Annotated in this window: 12 protein-coding genes and 1 pseudogene; 4 read left to right on the plus strand and 9 right to left on the minus strand. The window is 70.9% G+C overall.

Annotated elements, in window-relative coordinates:
• Positions 1-14: 14 nt before the first annotated feature.
• Both ABIE67_RS31065 and ABIE67_RS31070 read right to left on the minus strand, forming a co-directional pair.
• On the minus strand, positions 15-1,064 hold the full coding sequence (locus ABIE67_RS31065) for a helix-turn-helix transcriptional regulator (protein ID WP_370264691.1): 1,050 nt from the start codon (positions 1,062-1,064) through the stop codon (positions 15-17).
• 1 nt (position 1,065) lies between these two features.
• The gene (locus ABIE67_RS31070) at positions 1,066-2,070 is read right to left on the minus strand and encodes a DUF4097 domain-containing protein (protein WP_370264692.1); all 1,005 of its coding nucleotides are present in this window, start codon (positions 2,068-2,070) and stop codon (positions 1,066-1,068) included.
• A 171-nt stretch (positions 2,071-2,241) separates the two neighbouring features.
• On the opposite strand from ABIE67_RS31070, the gene ABIE67_RS31075 reads away from it, so the two are divergent.
• On the plus strand, positions 2,242-3,087 hold the full coding sequence (locus tag ABIE67_RS31075) for a hypothetical protein (RefSeq protein WP_370264693.1): 846 nt from the start codon (positions 2,242-2,244) through the stop codon (positions 3,085-3,087).
• A gap of 311 nt (positions 3,088-3,398) precedes the next feature.
• Here ABIE67_RS31075 and ABIE67_RS31080 read toward each other — a convergent pair whose 3' ends face one another.
• From ABIE67_RS31080 to ABIE67_RS31100, 5 genes are all read right to left on the minus strand, one after another.
• Positions 3,399-3,581 (minus strand): DUF6104 family protein, encoded by a 183-nt coding sequence (locus ABIE67_RS31080; protein WP_215025437.1) that lies wholly within the window; start codon positions 3,579-3,581, stop codon positions 3,399-3,401.
• Between the two features lie 154 nt (positions 3,582-3,735).
• Positions 3,736-7,524, minus strand: coding sequence for a multifunctional oxoglutarate decarboxylase/oxoglutarate dehydrogenase thiamine pyrophosphate-binding subunit/dihydrolipoyllysine-residue succinyltransferase subunit (locus ABIE67_RS31085; protein WP_370264694.1), 3,789 nt, complete (start codon positions 7,522-7,524; stop codon positions 3,736-3,738).
• 281 nt (positions 7,525-7,805) lie between these two features.
• On the minus strand, positions 7,806-8,909 hold the full coding sequence (locus ABIE67_RS31090) for a sensor histidine kinase (protein WP_370264695.1): 1,104 nt from the start codon (positions 8,907-8,909) through the stop codon (positions 7,806-7,808).
• On the minus strand, positions 8,906-9,643 hold the full coding sequence (locus ABIE67_RS31095) for a response regulator transcription factor (RefSeq protein WP_003997964.1): 738 nt from the start codon (positions 9,641-9,643) through the stop codon (positions 8,906-8,908). The genes ABIE67_RS31090 and ABIE67_RS31095 overlap by 4 nt, the downstream gene beginning before the upstream one ends.
• Before the next feature lie 132 nt (positions 9,644-9,775).
• Positions 9,776-10,453: a spermidine synthase gene (locus ABIE67_RS31100; RefSeq protein WP_370264696.1), complete on the minus strand. Its 678-nt coding sequence runs from the start codon at positions 10,451-10,453 to the stop codon at positions 9,776-9,778.
• 177 nt (positions 10,454-10,630) lie between these two features.
• Between ABIE67_RS31100 and ABIE67_RS31105 the strand changes: the two genes are divergently transcribed.
• On the plus strand, positions 10,631-11,455 hold the full coding sequence (locus ABIE67_RS31105; protein ID WP_370264697.1) for a rhomboid-like protein: 825 nt from the start codon (positions 10,631-10,633) through the stop codon (positions 11,453-11,455).
• Here ABIE67_RS31105 and ABIE67_RS31110 read toward each other — a convergent pair.
• Positions 11,438-12,190 (minus strand): GNAT family N-acetyltransferase, encoded by a 753-nt coding sequence (locus tag ABIE67_RS31110; RefSeq protein ID WP_370269120.1) that lies wholly within the window; start codon positions 12,188-12,190, stop codon positions 11,438-11,440. The genes ABIE67_RS31105 and ABIE67_RS31110 overlap by 18 nt on opposite strands.
• A gap of 229 nt (positions 12,191-12,419) precedes the next feature.
• Between ABIE67_RS31110 and lon the strand changes: the two are divergent.
• Positions 12,420-14,833, plus strand: a pseudogene (lon, locus tag ABIE67_RS31115) (endopeptidase La).
• 61 nt (positions 14,834-14,894) lie between these two features.
• Here the strand turns inward: lon and ABIE67_RS31120 are convergent.
• Positions 14,895-15,743 (minus strand): lysozyme, encoded by an 849-nt coding sequence (locus tag ABIE67_RS31120; protein WP_370264698.1) that lies wholly within the window; start codon positions 15,741-15,743, stop codon positions 14,895-14,897.
• A 235-nt stretch (positions 15,744-15,978) separates the two neighbouring features.
• On the opposite strand from ABIE67_RS31120, the gene ABIE67_RS31125 reads away from it, so the two are divergent.
• The gene (locus tag ABIE67_RS31125) at positions 15,979-16,491 is read left to right on the plus strand and encodes a MarR family winged helix-turn-helix transcriptional regulator (RefSeq protein WP_370264699.1); all 513 of its coding nucleotides are present in this window, start codon (positions 15,979-15,981) and stop codon (positions 16,489-16,491) included.
• Positions 16,492-16,503: the final 12 nt, after the last annotated feature.

Genomic DNA, 16,503 nt, shown 5'->3' on the forward strand with positions numbered 1-16,503 from the left:
CAGGGGGCTGCGGATCAGCGCTTCGGTGGGCGCAGCAGTGATCCGATGTGGGCTGCCGCCGTCGACAAGTGGCGGCGGGCGTCGCGGAGCTGGTCCGGTGTCACGCCGTGGTCCCTGGCGGCGTCGCGGATGTCGTCGCGGAAGCGGTCGAGCAGGCGGTCCAGGTCGCGGGGCGGGTCGTCGGTGGGGGGCTCGTGGGCCCAGGCGGGTTCGTAGTCGGCGGGGAAGTCCTCGGGGGTGTCCGAGTAGTCGGGGTGGGGCTGGGGTGACCTGGGGGTGTCCTGGCGGCCGAAGCCGAAGTCCCGGCCGAACTCCTTGCCGTAGTCCTTGCCGAACTCGCCGAACTCCTTGGCCAGTTCCGTCAGGCCCTCCCGTACGCCCGTCGGCCAGTCACCGCGCACGAAGTGGTCCTGCACGTGTTCCTGGACCCGGCGGGCGATGCGCTGGACCTCCTCCTGGGCCTCGCTCCGGGCGCGGTCCTGGGCCTCCTTTGCCTGGCGCCGAGCGCGCTGGGCCTCCTCGCGGGCGCGGCGGCTCTCGTCCTTGGCGCGCCGGGCCTGTTCCTTCCACTCCTGCTTGGCGCGGCGCATCTCCTCCTTGGCGGCGCGCCACGCCTCCTTGTCGGTGTAGTCGGAGAAGTCACCGAAGGGGGCGTCCGCCCTGGCGCCGTTGTCCTGGCGTGCCTCGGACGCCGCTGCCCGCATCTCGCGCCGCAGGTCGCCCGCCGCTCCGCGGACATCGGCCCGGATCTCGGCGGCCAGTTCCGCGACGGACTCCCTGATCTCCAGCTCCAGGTCGGCCAGTTCGCCGCTGCGGTCGGCCAGTTCGGCGCGGCCCGCGTCCGTGATGGCGTACACCTTGCGACCGCCCTCGGTGGTGTGGGTGACCAGGCCCTCGGCCTCCAGCTTGGCCAGCCGGGGGTAGACGGTGCCGGCCGAGGGTGCGTACAGCCCCTGGAAGCGCTCTTCGAGGAGGCGGATCACCTCGTAGCCGTGGCGCGGGGCCTCGTCCAGCAGCTTCAGCAGGTAGAGGCGGAGGCGGCCGTGGGCGAAGACGGGAGGCATGTCAGAGCACCTTCTTGTCGGTCGTGCCGTCGGCCGGGGCGTGGGGCGGGGCGTCGGGTGGGGTGTCCGTCGGGTTGTCGCTCTGGCCGGAGACGGAATTCTCCCCCGAGGTGGGGTGGGTGTCGGTCAGCGGGTCGGTCGTCGCGTCCGTGACCGGCGGTTCGGGCTCCTCCCAGGCCTCCGCCTCCCATGGCTCGTCCTCCCTGGGCGGGCGGCGCAGCAGTGCGATCGAGCCGGAGACCGTCGTCGCCCGGAGCTTGCCGGTGCCGGCGCCCAGGCGGCCGGTGATCTTGTGGGCGCCCCACTGGCCGTGCACCCGGAGGCCCTCGAAGGCGTTGGAGATCCGGCCGCTCGCGGTGTTGGCCTCGACGTCCGCGTCCGCCGGGGCCGGCAGGCGAATGGCGATCTCGCCCGAGACACTGGTCAGTCGGATATCGGTGGGACCCTCCGGGTCGAGGTCGACGATCATGGAGCCGCTCACGGAGTCGGCCTTCACGGAGGGGCCGGAGCCCTCGACGACCGTGAGGTCGCCGGAGACGGAGTTGAAGCGGAGGTCGCCGGTGACGGCCTGGGCCTCCAGGTTCCCGGAGACGGTGTCGGCGCGGACCGGGCCGGACAGGCCGACGAGTGTCGTGTCGCCGGTGACGCCCTTGACGACCGACGGGCCGTGGATCCCGGAGACCACCGCCCCGGCGCCGACCACGCCCACCTCGATGCGGGTGTCGGCCGGCACCGCCAGGGAGACCACCGCGCTGCGGCGCCAGCCCTTGCGGTCGAGCCACTTCAGGAAGCCCTTCCAGGGCAGGTCCTCGTATGCCACGGTCAGCGTGCCGTCCCGCTGGGTCACCACGAGGGGCGGGCCCTCGATCTCGGAGACCTCCAGGCGGGCGGAACCTTCGTCCGTCCCCACGACGTTCACCGTTCCGTTGACGATGCGCACCTGGAGCTCGCTCACCGGCTCGTCGAAGGTGAGCTTGCTGGGCTCTGCTACGGACCACTCGGACATGGTGCGGACCTCCTGGGCGACCGGACACGGCCGCACGGGCCGGATCTGAACACGACACGCCATATCGCGTCTTACGAGAAACACGATATATCGCGGACGTCGAAAGTCAAGGCACCCGTTCTGGTGATCACAAATCCCGCGAGGTGGACAAATGGGCCTAGCGTGTTGGGTGTGCCGACGGAAGAGTCCAGAACCGCCCGCCGGGGCCGCCCCGCCCCGGGCGCCCTGCTGCTCTGCCGCGCCGAGCCCGAGTCCGTCGCCCCAGCGGCGCGGCTGCTGCGCGAGGACATGCTGCTCGCGCCGGCCGGCGCGGAGTGGAGTGTGCTCGTCCCCGAGGGCCGGCCCTGGCTGGACGGCGGCGAACCCGTCGACCGCGTCCTCACCGGATGGGCCACCGCCCTCGCCGTTGGGGCCCCCTGGCCCGTCCTCGCCCTCTGGTGGGACGCCGACCGCGCCGGGTACACCCTCGCCTCCGGCTTCCGCCGCCCCGTCGGCTACGTCTGGCTCGCCAACGGCACCCCGGCCGGCGAGGACGAGGCCATACGCACCTTCGCAGGCCGGCTCGGTCTCGATCCGGTCCTGGACGTGCAGTCCCTCGACGCGCTGACCCGCCCCGACTCCGCGGCCGACGCACGGGCACGCATGCGTGGCCTGCTCGCCGTCCTCACGCGCGCGGGCGTGGTCCTGCCCGCCGGTCTCGTGCCCGGCGAAGACGCCGACGGCCTCCAGTCGGCCGCCCTGGGCCAGCCGCACATCCGGCTGCTGGAGTGGTCGGGCCGGCGTGATGCCCTCCGCGCGGAACTCGACGCCGTCGAGGGCAGCCGCCTCGGCCCCTGGCTGCCCTGGGTCGGCGGTGCCAGGGCCCCCACCCTCGCCCTGGCCCAGGTCGCGGCCGGTCTGCCCCTCACGATCTGGGGTCTGCGGCGGCACAGCGGTGGCTGGATCGCGGCGGGGGCGGTGCTGCTGGTCCATGGGGCGCTGGGGCTGGCGTACGACGTGGTGCGGCCGCTGGACTGAGGGGGGGTGCGCGGCGTGCTCCCGGCCGCTGGGAGGCAGCCGTACCACGTGCCCGGCGCCTGGGCCGACGGCCCTCGGAAGGCTGTGGTGGACGGCCCACGCCGAAAGGAGTTGTGGGTCCGGGCGCGTCCCGGCCAGGGCGAGGCCGCGGCCGTCTTCCCGCCCGGCGTCCCACAGGAGCCGACACGGAGTGCGCCCCGCGTCAGGGCTCCCCGACACGGGGGCTCCCGGACACGGGGCGCCAAGACACCGGGCGTCCGCCGGGGACACCCCGCGAGCGGCCTCTCAAGCCGAGAGGGCCGGCCGATTCCCTACACGTCGTCGTCCTCGTCGTCCAACCGGGCCAGCCAGGTCGCCAGCCGCTCCACCGGCACCTCGAAGTCAGGGTTCAGGTCGACGAACGTGCGCAGCTGCTCGGCCAGCCACTCGAAGGTGACCTCTTCCTCGCCGCGCCGCTTCTCCAGTTCTTCGATGCCTCGGTCGGTGAAGTACACGCCTGCTCTCCTGCTAGGTGGCCAGGGGCCAAGGGGGCTACGGCTCAAGGGTATGCGGAGCCCGCAGCCTGCCGAACGCGACTGCTCGACGCGAAGGGCCGGCCCCGAGTCCACGTGGACTCGGGGCCGGCCCTTCGACGTGCATGCCGGAGGCTTACGCCTCGAACACCTCGCGCACCAGCTGCTCCTGCTCGGCCTGGTGGCGCTTGGCCGAACCCACCGCCGGGGACGAGCCGTGCGGACGGGAGATCCGGCGCAGGCGCTCGCCGTGCGGGACCTCGGCGCCGACGGCCAGGTCCAGGTGGTCGATCAGGTTGAGCGCGATGAACGGCCACGCACCCTGGTTCGCCGGCTCCTCCTGGGCCCACAGGTACTTCTCGGCGTTCGGGTACTTGGCGATCTCGGCCTGGAGTTCCGTACCCGGCAGCGGGTACAGGCGCTCGATGCGGATGATCGCCGTGTCCGTGACGCCGCGCTTCTTCCGCTCGGCCTCCAGGTCGTAGTAGACCTTGCCGGCGCAGAAGACGACCTTCCTGACCGCGGCCGGGTCGACCGAGGAGTCGCCGATGACCGGCTGGAACTGCCCGGTCGTGAACTCCTCCGCCTTCGAGGCCGCGGCCTTCAGGCGCAGCATCGACTTCGGGGTGAAGACGACCAGCGGCTTGTGGTGCGGGTTGTGCACCTGCCACCGCAGGAGGTGGAAGTAGTTCGACGGCGAGGTCGGCATCGCGACCGTCATGTTGTTCTGCGCGCAGAGCTGCAGGAACCGCTCCGGGCGGGCCGAGGAGTGGTCCGGGCCCTGGCCCTCGTAGCCGTGCGGCAGGAGCAGGACGACGCCGGACGTCTGGGCCCACTTCTGCTCGGCCGACGAGATGAACTCGTCCACGACCGTCTGGGCGCCGTTGACGAAGTCGCCGAACTGCGCCTCCCACATCACGAGCGCGTCCGGGCGGGCCAGCGAGTAGCCGTACTCGAAGCCCATGGCCGCGTACTCGGAGAGGAGGGAGTTGTAGACGTTCAGCCGCGACTGGTCCTCGGAGAGGTACTGCAGCGGCGTGTACTCCTCGCCCGTCTCACGGTCGATGATGACCGCGTGACGCTGGCCGAACGTACCGCGCTGGGAGTCCTGGCCGGCCAGCCGGACCGGGACGTTCTCCAGCAGGAGGGAGCCGACCGCGAGGGTCTCACCCATGCCCCAGTCGATGGTGCCGTCCTCGACCATCGCCGCCCGGCGCTGCAGCTGCGGCAGCAGACGCGGGTGGACGGTGATGTGGTCGGGGATGTTGACCTGGGACTCGGCGATCCGCTTGACGACCTCCGAGGTCACCGCGGTGTTCACGGCGACCGGGAACTCGGCCTGCGGGTCCGAGGGCTCCGCGGCGGCCGGCTGCGAGGTGGCCTCGCGGACCTCCGTGAAGACCTTCTCCAGCTGGCCCTGGTAGTCCTGCAGCGCCTGCTCGGCCTCTTCCAGGGTGATGTCGCCGCGACCGATGAGGGACTCGGTGTAGAGCTTGCGCACCGAGCGCTTCTTGTCGATCAGGTCGTACATCAGCGGCTGAGTGAAAGCCGGGTTGTCCGACTCGTTGTGACCGCGGCGGCGGTAGCAGATGAGGTCGATCACGACGTCCTTGTTGAACGCCTGGCGGAACTCGAAGGCCAGGCGGGCAACGCGGACGACGGCCTCGGGGTCGTCGCCGTTCACGTGGAAGATCGGCGCCTCGATCATGCGGGCCACGTCGGTGGCGTACATCGAGGAGCGCGACGACTCGGGAGCCGCCGTGAAGCCGACCTGGTTGTTGATGACGATGTGGACCGTGCCGCCGGTGCGGTAGCCGCGCAGCTGCGACATGTTCAGGGTCTCGGCCACCACGCCCTGGCCCGCGAAGGCCGCGTCGCCGTGGATCGCCACCGGCAGGACCGTGAAGTCCGTACCGCCCTTGTTGATGATGTCCTGCTTGGCGCGGGAGACGCCCTCCAGGACCGGGTCCACCGCCTCCAGGTGCGAGGGGTTCGCGACCAGGGAGACCTTGATCTGCTCGCCGTCGAGACCGGTGAAGGTGCCCTCGGCGCCCAGGTGGTACTTCACGTCGCCGGAGCCGTGCATCGACTTCGGGTCGAGGTTGCCCTCGAACTCGCGGAAGATCTGGGCGTACGACTTGCCGACGATGTTGGCGAGGACGTTCAGGCGGCCGCGGTGGGCCATGCCGATGACGACCTCGTCCAGGCGGGACTCGGCGGCGCTGTCGATGACCGCGTCCAGCAGCGGGATGACGGACTCGCCGCCCTCCAGGGAGAAGCGCTTCTGGCCGACGTACTTCGTCTGCAGGAAGGTCTCGAAGGCCTCCGCCGCGTTCAGCCGGCGCAGGATGCGCAGCTGCTCCTCGCGCTCCGGCTTGGTGTGCGCGCGCTCGATGCGGTCCTGGATCCACCGGCGCTGCTTGGGGTCCTGGATGTGCATGAACTCGACGCCGGTGGTGCGGCAGTACGAGTCGCGCAGCACACCGAGGATGTCCCGCAGCTTCATCAGGGACTTGCCGGCGAAGCCGCCGACGGCGAACTCGCGCTCCAGGTCCCACAGGGTGAGGCCGTGCTCGGTGATGTCCAGGTCGGGGTGCTTGCGCTGCTGGTACTCCAGCGGGTCGGTGTCGGCCATGACGTGGCCGCGGACCCGGTAGGAGTGGATCAGCTCGAAGACACGGGCGGCCTTGGTGACGTCGTCGTCGTGCGAGGCGTCGATGTCCTTGAGCCAGCGGACCGGCTCGTAGGGGATGCGCAGGGCCTCGAAGATGTCGTCGTAGAAGCCGCTCTCACCGAGGAGGAGGTTCGCGACAATCCGCAGGAACTCGCCGGAGGCGGCGCCCTGGATCACCCGGTGGTCGTAGGTCGACGTGAGCGTCATGACCTTCGAGATGCCGAGCTTGTTCAGGGTGTCCTGGGAGGTGCCCTGGAACTCCGCCGGGTAGTCCATGGAGCCGACGCCCATGATCACCGACTGGCCGGGCATCAGACGCGGCACGGAGTGGACGGTGCCGAGGCCGCCGGGGTTGGTCAGGGAGACCGTCACGCCGGTGAAGTCGTCCATGCCCAGCTTGCCGTCGCGGGCGCGGCGGACGATGTCCTCGTAGGCCTGCCAGAACTCGAAGAAGTTCAGCGTCTCGGCCTTCTTGATGCCCGCGACGACCAGCTGTCGGTCGCCGTTGGGCTTCACCAGGTCGATGGCGAGGCCGAAGTTGACGTGGTCGGGCTTGACCAGGGTCGGCTTGCCGTCCTTCTCCGCGAAGGAGTAGTTCATCGACGGCATGGCCTTGATGGCCTGCACCATCGCGTAGCCGATCAGGTGCGTGAAGGAGATCTTCCCGCCCCGGGCGCGCTTCAGGTGGTTGTTGATGACGATGCGGTTGTCGAAGAGCAGCTTCACCGGGACCGCGCGCACGGACGTGGCCGTGGGCACCTCCAGCGAGGCGTTCATGTTCTTCGCGACCGCGGCGGCGGGGCCGCGCAGCGTCACCAGCTCGGGACCGGCGGCAGCGGTGGCGGGCTCGGCCTTCTTCGGCTGAGCGGGCTTCGCGGCCGGGGCGGGCGCAGCGGGCTTCGCCGCGGCCGGGGCCGGAGCGGCGGGCGCCGCAGGCGCGGCGACAGCGGGCTTCGGGGCCGGCGCGGGGACCGACGGGGTGGCCGGAGCAGCCGGTGCGGCCGGAGCCGGGGAGGTGGTCTCTGCGGCCCCCGCGGCCGCAGTACCCGCCGGAGCCGGGGCGGCGGGCGCTCCCGGCTTGTAGTCGGCGAAGAAGTCCCACCAGGCTCGGTCCACCGAATTGGGGTCCTGGAGGTACTGCTGATAGATCTCGTCGACGAGCCACTCGTTCGGACCGAACGCGGCAGCGGGGTTCTTGCCCGCTTGGTCGTCGGTCGAGATGCTCGAGTTACTGGGGGACTGTGGCGACACGGCGGCAACCGCCCTCTTCCGCTTCACAAGGTGATGGACAGCGGGAATTAAGGCTACGCCCCCATGGCCGGGAAGGTCAGGCTGAGCAAGGTCATCGTCGTGTAAGTCACATCAGAAAGCGTGTTTCGGGCCCGGAAATGGCGGGAAACAAGCGTGGTTCCGCTTCATCCGGGAAGGCGCGACCGGCGCCCGGCACGCCGACGGCGTGGGGCTCTACCTGATCACACGTGTCCGTCAGCCAGGACAGACATGGATCTTGGCGCTCCGCTTCGAACTTTACGTCAACTTGGTACGGATGGCTGCCCTGGGAGTGTGACAAGAATCCGGCAACCCCGCTCGGATTCGGCCACTCCGATCCGGCCGCCGTGCAGATCGACCGCCCAGCGCGCGATCGCCAGCCCCAGACCCGTACCGCCGTCGCTGCCCGGCCCGTGCGGCCGGCTCACGGCGCCCCGGTTGAACCGCTCGAAGACCCGGTGCCAGTCCGACCTCGGAATACCCGGTCCCTCGTCCAGGACCTCCAGCACGAGGGACTCCGGCTGCGCCCCGCGCCGCGCCTTGACCGTCACGCGGCCGTGCGCCGGACTGTGCTTGATCGCGTTGTCGATGAGGTTGGCGACGACCTGGTGGATGCGCTCGGGGTCCGCGTGCGCGGTCAGCTCCGGCGGGGAGACGTCGAGATGCAGATGGACGTCCGTGCGGGTGTGGCTGCCGGAGCCCGACGCCATGCCCCCGCGCGCGGAGGAGACCATGTTGGCCTCCTTCAGTACACCGGACAGGTACGGCCACACCTCGAAGCGCCGCAGGCGCAGCGGTACGACGCCGTTGTCCAGGCGGGACAGGTCGAGGAGCGTCTCCACGAGCCGGCCGAGGCGCTCGGTCTGCTTCAGGGCCGTGCGCATCGTCTCGGGGTCGGCCTCGGCGATGCCGTCGACGACGTTCTCCAGGACCGCCCGCAGGCCCGCGATCGGCGTGCGCAGCTCGTGCGAGACGTTCGCCACCAGCTCCTTGCGCTGCTGGTCCTGGGCCTCCAGCTCGTCGGCCATCAGGTTGATCGTCTCGGCGAGGTCGCCGAGCTCGTCGCGGCGGTTGTCCCGCACCCGGCGGGTGTAGTCGCCGTGCGAGATGGACCGGGCCACCGCGTTCATCTCGTCCAGCGGCGCGGTGAGTGAATGGGCCACGAACTGCGTAATGAGCAGTGTGGCGATCATCGAGAAGACCGTGATGAAGCGCAGCTCCGTCTGGGTGCGCACGGCGATCATCGACAGGCCGGTGGTGATCAGCACCGCGATGATGACCAGCGCGCCCAGCTTGGTCTTGATCGAGAACGGACTTACGCCGCCCCAGGGCTCCCCGGGGCCTCTCCGCGCCGGCCCGTCGCTCATGGCGTGGGGGTCTCCAGGGCGTAGCCCACGCCGTGCACCGTGCGGATCCGCTCGGCGCCGATCTTCCGGCGCAGTGCCTTGATGTGGCTGTCGACCGTGCGGGTGCCGGAGGCGTCCGCCCAGTCCCACACCTCGGCGAGGAGCTGCTCACGGGAGAGCACCGCGCGCGGGGTGTTCGCCAGGCACACCAGGAGGTCGAACTCGGTGGGGGTGAGGTGAACATCCTCACTGCGCACCCGCACCCGCCGCTGCGCGTGGTCGATCTCCAGCTCGCCGAGGCGCAGGATGCCCGACCGCGGGGTCGTGGCGGCCAGCGCGGCCCGCTCGACGCGGCGCAGCAGCACATGCACGCGCGCGGCCAGCTCCCGCATCGAGAACGGCTTGGTCATGTAGTCGTCGGCGCCGACACCGAGGCCGACCAGCATGTCGGTCTCGTCGTCGCGCGCGGTCAGCATCAGCACCGGCACCGGCCGCTGGGCCTGCACCCGGCGGCATACCTCCAGGCCGTCGAAGCCCGGCAGCATGATGTCGAGGATCAGCAGGTCGGGCTGCCAGGCCTCCGCCGTGTCGACGGCCGCCGGACCGTCGCCCGCGGTCTGCACGAGGAAACCCTCGGCGCGTAGGCGGGCCGCGATGGCGTCCACGATGGTCGGATCGTCCTCGACCACGAGGACCCGGCGCTGTGCACCAGGGGTCGCCGCCGTGCCGTTGTGGGAGGTGTGTGTCTGCTCCATCGCCCGCCCCAAAGTTGCTTTCCGGAATCCGTGGGGTGATCCCGCTAACTGGCTATGCCTGCGCATGCTTGCGATTGACGCTTGAATGATCCGCGTCAGGTGAGCAGAGTACGGGGAGTCACCGTGCCACGGCTATCCAGGTCGTACGGCGAGGTGTACGACGTCCGGAACGCCCCGGGCAACGGGGATCTCTTCGGTACGCACCTGTTGGAATCCGGCATTACACAAGGTTTCTTCGAATTCCGGAGACGGCTGGGCGGACCATACGGCAAGCACCCCACCGGGCCTCAACACCCCTGCGCAGCCCGCCAGTCCGGCCGGCGAGTACAGGCTGTCGTTGCCCTCGGTGACAGTCCAGCCGGGGCCGTTGTCGATGTCGAGGCACAGGGCGTCATACGTGTCGGATGTCTCATGTACGTACGCCACGAGATCCGTTTCCAGAATCTCGGTGCGCGGATCGGCGAGGGCCGGGGCGGAGAAGCCGGACAACGGGCCGTGGAGATGCCAGTCGATAATCGCGCGCTCACGCTCCACGACGGCGATCCGTCCCGGGCGCGGATCGGCGGCGGCGTGTGCGAGCGAGAACCCGACGCCGAGCCCGCCGATCAGCACCTCCGGGTCCGGCCGCCCGTCCAGCGCGCCGAGCGCCGCGTCGACCAGCAGCCGCTCCGAGCGGCCGTCGGAGGTGTCCATCAGGAAGCAGCCGTTCGCGATGATCTGGAGCAGGTCACCGTGCCGCCGCAGCACGATCTCGCCGTGCGGGCCCTCGCGACGGTCCAGGACCTCGGGGATGTCGTACGAAGTGGGCATCCGGCCATCCTGGCAGGTCCGGCCGGGGCGGCCGAGGGAATTACCTTCGAACGCGTGAACTGCTGAGACGCGAGAACTTCTTGAGAGGTTGCTGAGAATCGGCCGTTATGTGGCGCGGATCACAGACATGGGTGCGCGGCGGTCCGAGGGTGGGGTAAACGGAAGGAGCGCCTCACCTTGGAACGGACCGCGGTCGGGGGTGTGACGGGCTCGACTCCGGCGCCCGAAGTGGCCGAGCTGCTGGACGGGTTGCCGCGCCAGCGCGGACCGCTCGGTGCCGCCCCGGTGTCCGCGCCGCCGCCCTTGCCTCCGGTCCTCACCGAGGCCACGGCGAGCGGAGTCCTCGCGCCCGGAACCCGCGCCTTCCGGCCCTGGCGCCTGCTCCCCACCCCCACGGGCACGCCGTTCACCTTCGCCTACGCCGCCGTACTGGCCGTCACCTCACTCATCACCACGTACGCCGATCCCGACCTCGTCCACGCCCTGCACCAGGGCTCCAGCACCGATGTCGCGCACCTCGTGCGGACGCCCGTGCTGGTGCTGCTCGCCAGCGCGCTGTGGATCGCGGGCGGGTTCCTGGCGCCGTACACGCTGGGCTTCCTGCTCGTGCTCACCGCGCTGGAGCGGCGGATCGGCGGTGTGCGCACGGCCGTTGTCTTCCTGGCCGGGCATGTCCTGGCCACCCTCGCGACCGAGGTCCCGGTGGGGCTCGCGGTGCTGGTCGGCCACCTCCCCGACAGCTCGTCGCACCGCCTCGACTACGGCATCAGCTTCGGCGTCGCCACGAGCACCGGCGCGCTGGCCGGGCTGCTGCGGCCGTGGCTGCGGTGGCCGGTTCTGGTGCTGTTCGGCGGGATGCTGGTCCAGGACCTGCTGAACTTCGCGGATCCGCTGACCAATTGGGGGCATCTGATCTCCCTGGTCATCGGCGTCGCGATGTGGCCGGTGGTCCGGCGGTGGCGCGCCGCGCACACGAAGTCGGTCTCAGCCGACCGGGGGTGACCACACGTAAGGCGTGGTCGTCGTCACCGCCTGGAAGCCCAGCCGCCGCAGGATGGGCGCGCTGTCGTCGGAGGCGTCGACGTGCAGGTAGGTGATGCCGCGGGCCACGGCGAGCGTGGCGCGGGTGGCGACCAAGGCGCGGTAGATGCCGCGGCCGCGCCACCCGGCCAGCGTTGACCCGCCCCACAGGCTCGCGAACGCGGTGCCCGCCCGGAACACCAGCCACGCGGCCGAGACGACCTCGCCGTCCGCCTCGGCGACATGGACGGAGATCTCGTCCGGGGCCGACGCGACCCGGCCGATCAGGTCGTCGGCGAGCCAACTCCAGTCCTGGCCCCACACGACCGACTCCATCGCGGCGATCCGGCGCATGTCCGCGTCCGCCGTGACGCGGCGCAGCGTCACACCCACGGGAAGGACGGGCTGTCGTACGGCCATGTCGGCGGCGCGTCCGACCAGGACCGTCTCCCGGTCCTCGGGCACGAAGCCCGCCTCGCGCAGCCGGTCGGTGAGGTTGGCCGGGCCGTCGTGGGAGCGGGTCTTCCACTCCACTCCCTCGCCGCGCGCCGCGAAGAAGTCACGTTGCCGCGCGATGAGCCGGTCCAGCTCGGCGCCGCGCACACCGAGGGAGCGCGGGCCGCTGACGAGGCCGCGGAATCCGCCGACGATCCGCAGCAGCGGACCGTCCTGTTCGTACCTCACGCCGACGGGCGGGGTCGGGGGCGCGCCGCGCATCTGGTCGTCGTAGGCCGCGAGAAGGGTCTCTGTCTCTGTCTCTGTCTCTGTCTCTGCCACGGGGAGACGGTGGGGGAAGGATCCAGGCCCGGCAACCGTTTATTCACGAAAGCCGAGGTCACCGGGTGTACGGCCACTGATCGCTCACAGCGAACGAGGGCCTGGGAACATTCGAGCCTCCCCGTGCATTGAGTCGGCATAACTCAACTTGACTGCCTAAGGGGAGATCATGGCTTCGACGTCCACACCGCTCACCCTGCCCGTGCTGCCGCTCGACGACGAGGTCGTGCTGCCCGGGATGGTGGTCCCGCTGGACTTGAACGACGCCGATGTACGCGCCGCGGTGGAGGCCGCCCAAGCGGCCGCCCGTTCGGAGCCGGGAAAGCCACGGGTGCTCCTGGTGCCGCGCATCGAGGGGACGTACGCGAGCACCGGTGTGCTCGGCACCATCGAGCAGGTCGGCCGGCTGGCCGACGGCGACCCGGGCGCCCTGATCCGCGGCCGAGGTCGCGTGAGGATCGGCGCCGGGACGACCGGACCGGGCGCCGCACTCTGGGTCGAGGGGCGCGGGTCGACGAGAGCGTGCCCGAGCCGCTGCCCGGACAGGTCGCCGAACTGGTGAAGGAGTACAAGGCCCTCGCCACCGCCTGGCTGCGCAAGCGCGGTGCCTGGCAGGTCGTCGACCGCGTCCAGGCCATCGACGACGTGTCCGCCCTCGCCGACAACTCCGGTTACTCGCCCTTCCTGACCACCGAGCAGAAGGTGGAGCTCCTGGAGACCGCCGACCCGCTCACCCGCCTCAAGCTCGCGACCCAGCAACTGCGCGACCACCTCGCCGAGCAGGACGTCGCCGAGACCATCGCCAAGGACGTCCAGGAAGGCGTCGACAAGCAGCAGCGCGAGTTCCTGCTGCGGCGTCAGCTGGAGGCGGTCCGCAAGGAACTGCGCGAGCTGAACGGTGAGCAGGACGGGGAGGAGTCCGACGACTACCGGGCCCGGGTGGAGGCCGCCGACCTGCCGCAGAAGGTCCGCGAGGCGGCGCTCAAGGAGGTCGACAAGCTGGAGCGGTCCAGCGACCAGTCGCCCGAGGGGTCGTGGATCCGGACATGGCTCGACACCGTCCTCGAACTCCCCTGGAACGAGCGGACCGAGGACGCGTACGACATCCAGGGCGCCAAGGGCGTGCTGGACGCCGAGCACGCCGGCCTGGAGGACGTGAAGGAGCGCATCACCGAGTACCTCGCGGTGCGCAAGCGCCGTAACGACCGCGGCCTGGGTGTCGTCGGCGGCCGGCGTGGCGGTGCCGTGCTGGCGCTGGTGGGCCCGCCCGGCGTCGGCAAGACCTCGCTCGGCGAGTCCGTGGCGCACGCCATGGGCCGGAAGTTCGTCCGGGTCGCCCTCGGCGGTGTCCGCGACGAGGCCGAGATCCGCGGCCACCGCCGTACGTACGTCGGTGCGCTGCCCGGCCGGATCGTGCGCGCGATCAAGGAGGCCGGTTCGATGAACCCGGTCGTCCTCCTCGACGAGATCGACAAGGTGGGGTCCGATTTCCGGGGCGACCCGGCGGCGGCCCTCCTCGAGGTCCTTGACCCGGCGCAGAACCACACCTTCCGCGACCACTACCTGGAAGTGGAACTGGACCTGTCGGACGTCGTCTTCCTAGCCACCGCCAACGTCCTGGAAGCCATCCCGGAGGCCCTGCTCGACCGTATGGAGCTGGTCCGCCTCGACGGCTACACCGAGGACGAGAAGGTCGTCATCGCCCGCGACCACCTGCTCCCGCGCCAGCTGGAGCGGGCGGGACTGGCGAAGGACGAGGTGACGCTCGACGAGAGCGCGCTGCGCAAGCTCGCCGGCGAGTACACGCGAGAGGCGGGCGTCCGCACCCTGGAACGCTCGATCGCGCGGCTCCTGCGCAAGGTCGCGGCCCAGCACGAACTGGGCGAGCGGAAGCTGCCGTTCACCATCACGGACGGTGACCTGCGCGCCCTGATCGGCCGGCCGCACCATGTGCCCGAGTCCGCCCAGGACCCGGCGGAGCGCCGTACGGCCGTGCCGGGCGTGGCGACCGGCCTGGCGGTGACGGGCGCGGGCGGTGACGTGCTGTTCGTGGAGGCGTCGCTGGCCGATCCGGAGACGGGCGCGGCGGGCCTGACCCTGACGGGCCAACTGGGTGACGTGATGAAGGAGAGCGCACAGATCGCCCTGTCCTTCCTCCGCTCGCACGGTGCCGAACTGGAGCTGCCCGTCGCCGACCTGAAGGACCGGGGCGTGCACATCCACTTCCCGGCGGGCGCGGTGCCGAAGGACGGCCCGAGCGCGGGCATCACGATGACCACGGCGCTGGCCTCGCTGCTGTCGGGCCGCCTGGTCCGCACCGACGTGGCGATGACGGGCGAGGTCTCCCTGACCGGCCGGGTCCTGCCCATCGGCGGCGTGAAGCAGAAGCTGCTGGCGGCCCACCGGGCCGGCGTCACGACCGTCATCGTCCCCAAGCGCAACGAGCCCGACCTGGACGACGTCCCGGCCGAGGTGCTGGACAAGCTCGACGTCCACGCCGTGACCGACGTCCGCCAGGTCCTGGAACTGGCCCTGTCGCCGGCCACCGCCGGCGCGTCGCCGGAGGTTCCGATCGCGGCGTGACGGACGCGACCGGACAGGGAAGGCCCGGGTTCCCGTGAGGGAGGCCCGGGCCTTCGCCGCATCAGCCGTTGGCGAGCGCCACGACTCTGTCGAGCGTCCCGTTGAAGCGGTTGTGGTCGCCGACGGTCGGGCCGGAGGACGTGTACTGCCAGGCGGTGTAGTAACTCCAGCCCGCCGGGAGCTCGCCCACGGCCGAGGCGTAGCGGGCGATCCACAGTGGGTTGGCGGAGGCGAAGCCGCTGTGGTTGCCGGTGCACTGCTTCCACCAGCTGGTGGCCGTGTAGATGACGGGGTCGCGGCCGGTGCGGGCCTTGTACCGGTTCAGGAAGTCGCGGATCCAGGTGACCATCGCGGCCGGGGTCTTGCCGTAGCAGGCGTCGCCGTACGGGTTCCACTCGATGTCGAGGGCGCCCGGCAGGGTCTTGCCGTCGCGGGACCAGCCGCCGCCGTGGTCGACGAAGTAGTCGGCCTGGGTTGCGCCATTGGTGGTGTCCGGGGTGGCGAAGTGGTAGGCGCCGCGGATCATGCCGACGCCGTAGGAGCCGTCGTACTGCTGGGCGAAGTAGGGGTTGGTGTAGTAGGTCCCCTCGGTGGCCTTCACATAGGCCCACTTCACCCCGCTGTCCCACAGCGTCGACCAGGCGACGTTCCCTTGGTGGCTGGAGACGTCCACGCCTTCCGTCTCGGCGGCCAGGTCAGCGGTGGGGACGCCGTCCGTGCCGTCATGGGCCAGGACACCCATGCCCATGTGGGCGGAGCCGCGGGGCGGGATGTCCTCGACGGGCGGGGTGTCGTCGGCGGAGGCGGGTGCGGGTTGGGTGGCGAGTACGAGGGAGAGGACGGCGGCGAGCAGGAGCCCGGCGAGGTGCGGGCGCCGGGGGCGGGGAGTTTCGGGTCTGTGCACGGGCATAGCGTGCCTCCGCGGGCTCGGTGACGCTCGTTGGGGAAGCGCGAGCCGCGACAACCGTGGCCATGGCGTGGGCATGCCATCGACGCGCCTGATGGGGAGTGGGCACGCGGAAGAGCAGGTGGAAGGGGTCCGGAGGCTGCCGTTGGTCTAAGCCTGCGAAATACTGACGGAGCTGCGGCAGTGACGGCGGTCGGCGGAAACTTTCAGGACCGGGAACTTCGAGGCAGGGGCTGACGTGCGGGAAGACGGAAACGGGGACGAGCGGCGAGCCGAGTCGGGGGGTGCCCCCTCCGGGGGAGCGTCCGGCGGTCGTCCGGGCCGGCCCGAATTCCTCGATCTGGAGCGCGAGTTGACGGTCCTGTTCCGACGCGCCCGGGCCAAGCAGGGCGAGATGGCCCGCGAGGTCCATCCGGACCTGGAGTCGGCGGCGTACGGGCTGCTCGTCCGTCTGGATGACGCCGGCGCCCAGCGGGCCACGGAACTGGCCGCGTACATCGGAGTCGGCAAGGCCACCATGTCCCGCCAGCTGCGCGCCCTGGAGAACCTGGGCCTGGTCGCCCGCGAGCCCGACCCGGCCGACGGGCGGGCGTGGCTGGTGCAGCTGACCGAGGTGGGGCGGCGTCGGGTCGCCAAGGTGCGAGAGGCGAGGCGGGGCCGGTACGTCGAGCAGATGTCGAACTGGGACCGGCGCGAGGTGGCGGAGCTGGCTCGGTTGCTGAATCAGCTGAACCGGGGGATGGACGGTTGACCTCTCGTGACG

The organism is Streptomyces sp. V4I8 (genome assembly GCF_041261225.1).
Lineage (GTDB): Bacteria > Actinomycetota > Actinomycetes > Streptomycetales > Streptomycetaceae > Streptomyces.

What these genes read in the sequence shown, in the direction of transcription:
- ABIE67_RS31065 (WP_370264691.1), bottom strand. Translation starts at nt 1,064, where the DNA reads ATGCCTCCCGTCTTCGCCCACGGCCGCCTCCGCCTCTACCTGCTGAAG.
- ABIE67_RS31070 (WP_370264692.1), bottom strand. Translation starts at nt 2,070, where the DNA reads ATGTCCGAGTGGTCCGTAGCAGAGCCCAGCAAGCTCACCTTCGACGAG.
- ABIE67_RS31090 (WP_370264695.1), bottom strand. Translation starts at nt 8,909, where the DNA reads ATGAGCGACGGGCCGGCGCGGAGAGGCCCCGGGGAGCCCTGGGGCGGC.
- ABIE67_RS31095 (WP_003997964.1), bottom strand. Translation starts at nt 9,643, where the DNA reads ATGGAGCAGACACACACCTCCCACAACGGCACGGCGGCGACCCCTGGT.
- ABIE67_RS31100 (WP_370264696.1), bottom strand. Translation starts at nt 10,453, where the DNA reads ATGCCCACTTCGTACGACATCCCCGAGGTCCTGGACCGTCGCGAGGGC.
- ABIE67_RS31110 (WP_370269120.1), bottom strand. Translation starts at nt 12,190, where the DNA reads ATGCGCGGCGCGCCCCCGACCCCGCCCGTCGGCGTGAGGTACGAACAG.
- ABIE67_RS31120 (WP_370264698.1), bottom strand. Translation starts at nt 15,743, where the DNA reads ATGCCCGTGCACAGACCCGAAACTCCCCGCCCCCGGCGCCCGCACCTC.